This window comes from Mesorhizobium sp. M7D.F.Ca.US.004.01.2.1 (assembly GCF_003997785.1).
In the GTDB taxonomy this organism is placed as follows: Bacteria; Pseudomonadota; Alphaproteobacteria; order Rhizobiales; family Rhizobiaceae; genus Mesorhizobium; species Mesorhizobium loti.
Genome location: NZ_RZRQ01000227.1, coordinates 1 through 9,829, shown reverse-complemented (window position 1 = coordinate 9,829; position 9,829 = coordinate 1). Strand labels below are relative to the sequence as shown.

The 9,829-nt window shown below is 66.8% G+C and carries 11 protein-coding genes and 1 pseudogene; 11 read left to right on the top strand and 1 reads right to left on the bottom strand.

Translation table 11 applies throughout. The annotated features are described in order from the left end of the window. The 4 genes and pseudogenes from EN993_RS24965 to EN993_RS24950 all read left to right on the top strand — a co-directional run. Positions 1–744: pseudogene (locus tag EN993_RS24965) on the top strand (precorrin-3B synthase); the annotation flags it as partial. A 2-nt stretch (positions 745–746) separates the two neighbouring features. Beyond that, positions 747–1,379 (top strand): precorrin-8X methylmutase, encoded by a 633-nt coding sequence (locus tag EN993_RS24960; RefSeq protein ID WP_127265094.1) that lies wholly within the window; start codon positions 747–749, stop codon positions 1,377–1,379. Beyond that, entirely contained in the window at positions 1,376–2,134 is a 759-nt protein-coding gene (locus EN993_RS24955) for a precorrin-2 C(20)-methyltransferase (RefSeq protein ID WP_127265093.1), read from the top strand. The genes EN993_RS24960 and EN993_RS24955 overlap by 4 nt, the downstream gene beginning before the upstream one ends. Next, complete coding sequence (locus EN993_RS24950; protein WP_127265092.1) at positions 2,131–2,895, top strand: precorrin-3B C(17)-methyltransferase; 765 nt, start codon at positions 2,131–2,133, stop codon at positions 2,893–2,895. The genes EN993_RS24955 and EN993_RS24950 overlap by 4 nt, the downstream gene beginning before the upstream one ends. Here the strand turns inward: EN993_RS24950 and EN993_RS24945 are convergent. Further along, a complete protein-coding gene (locus tag EN993_RS24945) occupies positions 2,859–3,641 on the bottom strand; it encodes a cobalt-precorrin-6A reductase (RefSeq protein ID WP_126069468.1) in 783 nt (260 codons plus the stop codon). The genes EN993_RS24950 and EN993_RS24945 overlap by 37 nt on opposite strands. Position 3,642: 1 nt before the next feature. Here EN993_RS24945 and cbiE point away from each other — a divergent pair, with 1 nt between their 5' ends. From cbiE to EN993_RS24910, 7 genes are all read left to right on the top strand, one after another. Beyond that, positions 3,643–4,884 (top strand): precorrin-6y C5,15-methyltransferase (decarboxylating) subunit CbiE, encoded by a 1,242-nt coding sequence (cbiE, locus tag EN993_RS24940; RefSeq protein ID WP_127265091.1) that lies wholly within the window; start codon positions 3,643–3,645, stop codon positions 4,882–4,884. Then, complete coding sequence (locus EN993_RS24935; protein WP_109668456.1) at positions 4,881–5,267, top strand: cobalamin biosynthesis protein; 387 nt, start codon at positions 4,881–4,883, stop codon at positions 5,265–5,267. The genes cbiE and EN993_RS24935 overlap by 4 nt, the downstream gene beginning before the upstream one ends. Continuing rightward, on the top strand, positions 5,264–6,028 hold the full coding sequence (cobM, locus tag EN993_RS24930; protein WP_127265090.1) for a precorrin-4 C(11)-methyltransferase: 765 nt from the start codon (positions 5,264–5,266) through the stop codon (positions 6,026–6,028). The genes EN993_RS24935 and cobM overlap by 4 nt, the downstream gene beginning before the upstream one ends. Next, positions 6,025–6,843 (top strand): uroporphyrinogen-III C-methyltransferase, encoded by an 819-nt coding sequence (cobA, locus tag EN993_RS24925; RefSeq protein WP_127265089.1) that lies wholly within the window; start codon positions 6,025–6,027, stop codon positions 6,841–6,843. Before cobM ends, cobA begins: the two co-directional genes overlap by 4 nt. Continuing rightward, complete coding sequence (locus EN993_RS24920) at positions 6,840–8,153, top strand: cobyrinate a,c-diamide synthase (RefSeq protein ID WP_127265088.1); 1,314 nt, start codon at positions 6,840–6,842, stop codon at positions 8,151–8,153. Before cobA ends, EN993_RS24920 begins: the two co-directional genes overlap by 4 nt. 3 nt (positions 8,154–8,156) lie before the next feature. Then, positions 8,157–8,933 carry an adenosylcobinamide-GDP ribazoletransferase gene (locus EN993_RS24915; RefSeq protein WP_127265087.1) on the top strand — a complete coding sequence of 259 codons (777 nt, stop codon included), beginning with the start codon at positions 8,157–8,159 and terminating at the stop codon, positions 8,931–8,933. Between the two features lie 40 nt (positions 8,934–8,973). Continuing rightward, positions 8,974–9,829 (top strand): nicotinate-nucleotide--dimethylbenzimidazole phosphoribosyltransferase (locus tag EN993_RS24910; RefSeq protein ID WP_164757794.1); only part of this gene is annotated, 856 nt, incomplete at its 3' end.

Genomic DNA, 9,829 nt, shown 5'->3' with positions numbered 1-9,829 from the left:
GAGAAAGGCCGCGAGGCTCACGCAAGGGATTTGTCGGAGAGACAATTGGCGTCTCTCGCAAGCTGGCATTCTGTGGCGCCCCCCTCCGGCAGGACAGAGGGGGGCGCCGTAGAGCACTCTCGCCGGCCAATTGGCGTCTTCAATGTACGCCACGCCATTGCCCTCGGCATCGCTCTCCCCTATGGCAGCATGCCGGCGGACAAGATCATCGCCCTTGCCCAAAGCGCCCTCACGCACGGCACGTCAGAAATCCGCCTCGCCCCAGGCCGGGCCTTCCTTTTCCTTGGTCAACCAGCCGCCGCCAACTCATCGCTTCAGCGCACCGCCGCCACCCTCGGCTTCGTCACCTCCCCCGCCGACCCGCGCACGCGCATTGCCGCTTGCCCTGGCACGCCGGCCTGCGCCTCCGGCCGGATCGCCACGCGCGACATTGCCGAGACGATCGCCGCTGAAAACGCCGACATCCTCGACTTCACGCTGCACGTTTCCGGATGCGCCAAGGGCTGCGCCCACCCCGGCCCGGCTGCGCTAACGATAGTCGGCGGCGAAAACGGAGCCGGACTTGTCGTGAACGCGACGGCAAAGGCCCTTCCTGCCGGCTACAGGCCGGGCTATGACGCCGCGCGCGGCATCGGCCGCGTCGCGGCAATGATCCGCAGCACACGATATCAAGGCGAAACCGCCGCCGCTTGCCTGACAAGGCTCGGGCCGGCCGGTATCGCCGAGGCTTACCGACAGGAATGAGCATGGCCGCCTACGACTACATCCATGACGGCACGGCGATCTATGAGCGCTCTTTCGCCATTATCCGCGCCGAGGCCGATCTTTCGCGCTTTTCCGAAGCCGAGGCCGATGTCGCCATCCGCATGATCCATGCCTGCGGCCAGGTCGAAGCATCAAGTCATTTTGTCTTCTCCAGCGATTTCGTTACCGCCGCCCGCGCCGCTTTGGCGGCTGGTGCGCCGATCTTCTGCGACGCGGAAATGGTCTCGCACGGCGTCACCCGCGCCAGGCTGCCGGCGAGCAATGAGGTGATCTGCACCTTGCGCGACCCGCGCACGCACGACATCGCCAGGGAGATCGGCAACACCCGTTCGGCTGCCGCGATCGACCTTTGGGGCGAACGCATGGCCGGTTCGGTGGTTGCCATCGGCAATGCGCCGACCGCGCTCTTCTACCTCCTGGAAAAACTGCGCGATGGCGCGCCCAAGCCGGCGGCCATCATCGGCATGCCGGTCGGCTTCGTCGGTGCTGCCGAATCAAAGGATGCGCTGGCCGAGAATTCCTACGGCGTTCCCTACGCCATCGTGCGTGGCCGGCTTGGTGGCAGCGCCGTGACCGCCGCCGCGCTCAATTCATTGGCGAGGCCGGGCCTGTGAATGCCCTTCTCAAAGGTCGTCTCGTTGGCGTCGGCACCGGTCCCGGCGACCCCGAACTGCTGACGCTGAAGGCCGCGCGAGCCTTGTCGGAAGCCGATGTCGTGGCCTATTTCGCCAAGCGCGGCAACAACAGCAACGCGCGCGCCATCGTCGAAACACGCTTCCGGCCGGATATGCTGGAGCTGCCGCTGCTCTATCCCGTCACCACCGAAATCGACAAGGATCACGACGACTACCGCTCGCAGATCACGGCTTTCTATGAGGAGTCGACCGAAAAGGTCGCCGAACATCTCCAGGCTGGCAAAATGGTTGCCGTACTCTCCGAGGGCGACCCGCTTTTCTACGGATCTTACATGCATCTGCATGTGCGGCTCGCCCATCGCTTCCCGACAGAGGTCATTCCCGGCGTAACTGCCATGTCCGGCTGCTGGTCGCAGACTGGTGTCCCTATCGTCCAGGGCGACGACGTGTTGACCGTGCTGCCCGGCACGATGAGCGAGTTCGAGCTGATGCGCCGGTTGGCGGATACCGATGCCGCCGTCATCATGAAGGTCGGCCGCAACCTACCCAAGATCCGGCGGGCGCTGGAAGCCACCGGCAAGCTGACACGCGCCGTGTATGTCGAACGCGGCACCATGGCCGGCAGCGTCTCGATGAAGCTTGCCGACAAAAAGGACGACAAGGCGCCCTATTTCGCCATCGTGCTGGTCGCCGGCTGGTCCGGCCGCCCCGGGGCTTTGGGAGCGCAAGCATGAGCGGCCGTCTCACTGTGATCGGCCTCGGCCCCGGCAACGCCGATCAGGTCACCCCGGAAGCCAGCCGCGCCGTCACCGAAGCCAAATTCTTTTACGGCTACAAACCGTATCTCGACCGGCTGGAGCTGCGCCCGGACCAGACCCGCGTCGCTTCCGACAACCGCGAGGAACTCGCCCGCTCCAAGGACGCCTTGACCAAGGCTGCCGAGGGCCATGACGTCGCTGTCGTCTCCGGCGGCGATCCCGGTGTCTTCGCCATGGCGGCCGCCGTCTGCGAGGCGATCGAAGCCGGCCCGGCCGAATGGCGTGCCGTCGATGTCGCCGTCGTGCCCGGCATCACCGCCATGCTTGCGGTTGCCGCTCGCATCGGCGCGCCGCTCGGCCATGATTTCTGCGCCATCTCGCTGTCCGACAATCTGAAGCCTTGGGAACTGATCGAGCTGCGCCTGCTGGCGGCGGCCGGCGCCGGCTTCGTCATCGCGCTCTACAATCCGATCAGCAAGGCGCGCCCCTGGCAGCTTGGCCGAGCCTTCGAGTGCCTGGCCGCAATCCTGCCAGGCACCACGCCGGTGATTTTCGGCCGCGCCGCCGGCCGTCCCGACGAGCGGATAGAGGTCTATCTGCTGGCCGATGTCGAGGCTGAAAAGGCCGACATGGCGACCTGCATCATCATCGGCTCGCCGGAGACCCGCATAATCAAGCGCGGCAAAAAGCCGGCGCTGGTCTACACGCCGCGTTCGTCGACGGGGCGGACAAAATGATCGACCCCAAGTTGATCAACAATGGCGGCCAGCGCTTCGACGGTTTCAGCCGAGTTAACATCCGGCAGCGCCGGCCTGCGCACCATCACCACCTCGATGCCAAGCGCCCGCGCCGCGGCAATCTTGCCGTAGGTTGCCTCGCCTCCGCTGTTCTTGGATACGACGACATCGATGCGATGCTTTTCGAGCAGCGCGCGTTCCTCCGCCTCGCGAAACGGGCCACGGGCCAACAGATATTCAGCATCGGGCACGGCCAGCTTCGGCTCGACGGGATCGACGCTGCGGATGAGATAATGATGCTGCGGTGCTGCCTCGAAGGCAGCGACCTCTTGCCGGCCCAATGCCAGGAAGACATGGCGCGGCGCCGGTCCAAGCGCCTGCGCGGCATAGCCAAACGTATCGACCTGCGTCCAGCGGTCGCCTTCGACAGGCTCCCAGCCGGGGCGTCGCAGGGCAAGGATCGGTACACCGGCGACGCGCGCGCCTTGCGCGGCATTGGCGGAGATTCGCGCCGCATAGGGATGCGTGGCGTCGATCAGCAGATCGGTGCCCGTCTCCCTGAGATAGACGGCCAACCCATCGGCACCGCCAAAGCCTCCGGTTCGCACCGGCACGCCTTGCGCGACCGGACTTTCGGTGCGGCCAGCCAACGAAAGCATGACCGAGCAATCGGCACGCGCCGCCAGTTTTCCGGCCAGTTGCCGCGCTTCGGTGGTGCCGCCGAGGATCAGAATACGGTGGGTCATCATGCCTGCTAAGGATCCGCGCGGCGCCAAGCTCAACCTAAAATGGCTTACGGTCGTCGGCATCGGCGAGGACGGTTTAGCGGGTCTCGGCGACGAGGCCAAGCAGCTGATTGCCCAAGCGGAAGTCATCTTCGGCGGCAAGCGGCACCTCGCCCTTGTCGCTTCCTTCGCCAAGGGCGAGCCGCGCCCATGGCCGATACCTTTCGATGCCGAGATGCGCGACGTGCTGGCGCTTGCCGGCAGGCGCGTCTGCGTGCTCGCTTCCGGCGATCCGTTCTTCCACGGCGTCGGCGCCACCCTCGCCCGCAAGGTCAAGCCACAGGAGATGCATGTCATCCCCGCGCCGTCAGCCGTTTCGCTGGCGGCCGCCCGGCTCGGCTGGGCACTGCAGGACACCGAAACCGTTTCGCTGCATGGCCGGCCGCTCGACCTGATCCGGCCGCTACTGCAGCCAAACGCCCGTATCCTGGCGCTGACGTCTGACGCCGAAGCCCCTGCGGCGATCGCCCGCCTGCTCACCGAACTCGACTTCGGCGCCTCGCGGCTGACGATCCTGGAGGCGCTGGGCGGGTCAAACGAGAGCCGGCGCACGGCCCGCGCCGACGCCTTCGATCTCGAAAACATCAATCCACTCAACGTGTTGGCGGTCGAAGTTGAGTCCGGCCCGGATGCGCGCGTCCTGCCGCTCACGGTTGGCCTTGCCGATCATCTGTTCGTTCATGACGGCCAGATCACCAAGCGCGAAATCCGCGCGATCACCCTGTCGGCACTGGCGCCGAGGCGTGGCGAATTGCTGTGGGACATCGGCGCCGGCTCCGGTTCCATCGGCATCGAATGGATGCTGGCCCACCCTTCCATGCGCACTATTGCCATCGAGGCCGATCCGATCCGCGCCGCCCGCATTGGCCGCAACGCCGCCGCCTGCGGCGTTCCCGGCCTTGTCGTGGTGGAGGGCAGCGCCCCCAAGGGGCTGGCCAAGCTGGACACGCCTGACGCGATCTTCATTGGCGGCGGTGGCAGCGATGCCGGCGTCTTGAACGCTGCCGTCAAGGCCCTGCGCCCGGGCGGCCGTCTGGTCGCCAACGCGGTGACGCTGGAGATGGAAACCTTGCTTCTTGCCCGCCATGTCTCGCTTGGCGGCGATCTCACCCGGATAAACATCTCCCGCGCGTCGCCGGTCGGCACGATGCAGGCATGGCGGCCGGCCATGCCTGTCACCCAATGGAGCTGGGTGAAGCCATGATGGTCGTGGGCATAGGCTGCCGAAAGGGCGTGAGCGTCGAGGATGTGCTTGCGGCGATCGAGACCGCGCTCGAAGCGCATGGCATGACGATGACGGCTCTTTCGGCACTGGCGACTGCCGCGCTCAAGAAGGATGAAGAAGCGATCTCTGCCGCTGGCCGCGTGCTGAGTCTTCCGGTCATCGTCGTCGATGACGCCACGCTTCAGGCCGCCTCGTCGGACACGCTCAGCCATTCCGACCTCTCGCAGGATGTTGCCGGCACGCCATCGGTTTCCGAGGCATCCGCCCTTGCCGTCGCCGGCAAAGGCGCCAGGCTGCTCGGCCCTCGCACGGTGCTCGGCCCGGTCACCTGCGCCATCGCCATCAGCGGAGATGCTCCATGACCGTTCATTTCATCGGCGCCGGTCCGGGTGCTGCCGACCTCATCACGCTGCGCGGCGCCAGGCTGCTGGCGAGCTGCCCAGTCTGCCTCCACGCCGGATCGATCGTCGCGCCCGAATTGCTGCAGCACTGCGCGCCGGGGACAAAACTGATCGACACCGCACCGATGTCGCTTGACGAAATCGAGGCCGCCTATCTCGAGGCCCACAAGGCGGGCCATGATGTCGCCCGCCTGCATTCCGGAGACCTGTCGGTGTGGAGCGCCGTTGCCGAACAGATCCGGCGGCTGGAAAAGCACGGCATTCCCTACACGCTGACGCCGGGCGTCCCCTCCTTCGCCGCTGCCGCCGCCGCACTTCGTCGCGAACTGACCATTCCGGAAGTCGCGCAAAGCCTGGTGCTGACCCGCATTTCCGGGCGCGCATCAAAAATGCCGCCCGGCGAAACGCTGGCCGGCTTCGGCCGCACCGGCGCCACGCTGGCCATTCATCTGGCCATCCACGCCATCGACCGCGTCGTCGCCGAACTGACACCGCACTATGGCGGCGATTGCCCGGTGGCGATCGTCTTCCGCGCCTCCTGGCCAGACGAACGCGTATTGACCGGCACGCTGGCGACCATCGAAGCGCTGCTCGCCGCCGATCCGATGGAGCGCACGGCGATCATCTTCGTCGGCCGCTCGCTGGCGGCGGAAGGTTTTGGCGAGAGTTCATTGTACGACGCCCATTACCAACGGCGTTTTCGCGGACGGGACGGATTGTGAGCGGCAGCACCAAAAACACCGGCGAAAACGCCACGCTCGAACAGGCTTTGTCCCGGCTGAATTTCAAGCCGCGCCGCCTGGACCCGGGCCACGTCTGGCTGGCCGGCGCCGGCCCCGGCGACCCCGGCTGCCTGACCCTGGAAGTGTTGGCGGCGTTGGCCGAAGCGGATGCATTGGTCTACGACGCGCTGGTCTCATCGGATGTCGTCGCCGTTGCTGAAAATGCCGAGCTTTTCTTTGCCGGCAAGCGCGGCGGAAAACCGTCGATGAAACAGGACGACATCACTGCATTGCTGGTGCGGCTGGCGCGCGACGGGCGCCGCGTCGTCAGGCTGAAGGGCGGCGACCCCTATATTTTCGGCCGTGGCGGCGAAGAAGCTCTGGCGCTCGCGCGGGAAGGTATCCCGTTCCGCGTGCTGCCCGGCCTGACCTCGGGCCTCAGCGCGCTGGCCGCCACCGGCATTCCGGCCACCATGCGCGGCATCAACAAGGCGGTGATCCTGGCCACCGGCCATGCCGCCGGCACCGATGACGATCTCGACTGGGCAACAATCGCCCGTACCGGCCAGCCTGTCGTCGTCTATATGGGCATGGCCAATCTGCCCTTGATCGCCGCGGCACTGCTCGACGGCGGGTTGGCGCCGTCAACACCGGCGGCAGTGATCGTCGCTGCGACGACGCCGCAGGAACGAACCGTCGTCGCCACGCTCGCCACCATTGCCGAGGAAGCGGCCACCGCCGGTCTTGCCTCGCCGGCGCTGATCGTCGTCGGCGGCATCGTTGCCATGCGCGCAGCGCTGGCGGGGGAAGCATGACGGCCCGGGCCATCATCATCGGCGCGCCGCGCTCCGGCTCCGGCAAGACCAGCGTCACCATCGGCATCCTGCGCGCGCTGACCCGGCGCGGGCTGAAAGTGCGCGGCGCCAAATCCGGCCCCGACTATATCGACCCCGGCTTCCACACCGCCGCCACGGGCCTGTCCGGCGTCAACCTCGACAGCTGGGCGATGCCGCCATCCCTCCTCAACGCGCTGGCAGCGCAAGCCGCCGGTGACACCGATTTCGTCATCCTCGAAAGCGCCATGGGCCTGTTCGACGGCATTCCGGCCTCGCCAGGCCGCACCGGTTCGGCGGCCGACCTGGCGCGGCTCTATGGCTTGCCGGTGCTGCTGGTTCTCGACGTCTCCGGCCAGTCGACCACCGCAGCCGCCGTCGCCAAGGGTTTTGCCACCTACGATCCTGATGTGCGCATGGCCGGTGTCGTGCTCAATCGGCTGGGCAGTGAGCGGCACCGCAAGCTGTGCAGCGAGGCCATCGAGGCGATCGGCCTGCCGGTCGTCGGCGCCATCCTGCGCGATCCCACGCTCAATTTGCCGGAGCGCCATCTCGGCCTCGTTCAGGCCGGCGAATATGACGACCTGATGGCGCATCTCGACCGGCTGGCCGACATGGCGGAAAGGTCGCTCGACCTCGATGCGATCATGGCCCTGGCGACGCCCCTCACCCCGGCGTCTGGCGGCTTTGCTGACGCGCTAGCGCCGCCCGGTCAGCGCATCGCGCTGGCCGAGGATGCCGCCTTCACCTTCCTCTACCCGCATGTCGCCGCCTACTGGCGCAAAGCCGGTGCCGAAATCGTCCCGTTCTCGCCGCTCGCCGACGAGGCACCCGACGCGGATTGCGATGTCTGCTGGGTGCCCGGCGGCTATCCCGAGCTTCACGCCGGCCGGCTCGCTGCAGCGGAGACTTTCAAAGCCGGAATGGCAAGATTTGCGGCGAAGAAGCCCATCCATGGCGAGTGCGGTGGTTTCATGGTGCTGGGCGAAGCTCTGGAGGATGCGTCAGGCGAAACGCATGCGATGCTCGGCCTGCTCGGCCATTCCACCAGCTTCGCCAAACGCAAGATGAACCTCGGCTATCGCGAGGCGCGGTTGCGCGCCGATTGCCCGCTGGGCTCAGCTGGCGCGCTGATCCGTGGCCACGAATTCCACTATGCGCAGATGACCTCTACCGGCAATGACGAGCCGCTGGCCGACCTCGCCGACGGACAGGGCAATCCGATCGGCGCCTCGGGCTATCGGCGCGGCCATGTCAGCGGCACCTTCTTCCACGCGATTGCGAGGGGCTAGAGCATGAAGTTCAAGAACCTGGCCCTTTCACCGCGGCAGATCGTCGACGACATCGCGCTCTGCCTGGTCTTCTTCACCCGTCTGCCGCTGCCCGTCTTCGATTTTCGCGGCCGCAGCCTTGCCGCCGCGATCTGGGCGGCCCCCATCGCCGGCCTCGTCGTCGGCCTGATCGCCGCCATCGTCTTTGCCACGGCGGAACGGTTTGGCCTTGCCATGGGGCCGGCGGCGGCCCTCGCGCTTGTGGCAACTCTGCTCACCACCGGCTGTCTGCATGAGGACGGGCTATCCGACGTCGCCGACGGTTTTGGCGGCGGCAAATCACGCGGCAGCAAACTCGAGATCATGCGCGACAGCCGCATCGGCGCTTATGGCGCGGCGGCGCTGGGCCTGTCACTGCTGATCCGCTGGAGCGCGCTGTCGGAGTTCGTCGAGCCTACACAGGCGCTGTTTGCCCTCCTGGCCGCGCACGCGGCCTCTCGCGGCCTGCTTGGCGCCTTCATGCATCTCTTACCCCCAGCGCGGATCGACGGCCTCTCGGCCGATGCCGGCACTGTCTCGGTCGAAACGGCAACAGCCAGCGCCGTGCTCGGCGCGATTCCGCTCCTCTTGCTCGGGCTCGGCGGCGCCGTTTTCGCGCTCATCCTGCTTGGCCTGCTGTTTGCCGCATTCCGCGCCCTTTGCCTCAACCAGATCGGCGGCCAGACCGGCGACACGATCGGCGCACTGCAGCAGGCAAGCGAAATCGCGGTGCTGCTCGTCGCTTCCGTAGCCCTTTCCTGATTCCCTTTTGGCCTGATTCCCTTTCGGAGACTTTACCCCCATGCCCTTCAAATCACTCGAAGAACTGCGCGCCGCCTGCCTCGAACTGCCGGCCGGCAGCGATACCGCTGCAAACGCGGTCGCACGCCGCCAGGACACGCTGACCAAGCCGCAAGGCAGCCTTGGCCGGCTGGAGACCATCGCCGCCTGGCTGGCGCGCTGGCAGGGCCGCGACATGCCGAAACTCGACCGCGTCAAGGTTTTCGTCTTCGCCGGCAACCACGGCGTCACCGCGCAAGGCGTCTCGGCCTATCCCTCGGAAGTGACCGTGCAGATGGTGGCAAATTTCGCCGGCGGCGGTGCCGCCATCAACCAGCTTGCCCGCATGGCAGGTGCCGAACTCGACGTTATCCCGCTCGATCTCGACCATCCGACCGGCGATTTCACGCAAGTACCGGCAATGGACGAAGAGGCGTTTCTCGCGGCTGTCTCCGCCGGCTACGACGCGGTGACAAAAGATCTCGACCTGATCTGCTTCGGTGAAATGGGCATCGGCAACACGACGCCGGCGGCTGCCATCTCAGCAGCCCTGTTCGGCGGCGGTGCGGAAAAATGGACCGGGCGCGGCACCGGCGTCGATGACGCCGGCTTGAAGCGTAAGGTCGTCGCCATCGAAGCCGGCCTGAAGCGTCACGCGGCCACCCTCGCCGACCCGCTTGCTATCGCTGCCGCGCTCGGCGGCCGCGAACTCGCCGCCATCTTCGGCGCCACGCTGGCTGCCCGCTATCTCGGCATACCCGTGCTGCTCGACGGCTTTGTCTGCACCGCCGCCGCGGCCCCGCTGGCAAAGCTGCACCCGACCGGCCTCGCCCACACAATCGCCGCTCACGTTTCGGCCGAATCAGGCCATCGCGGGC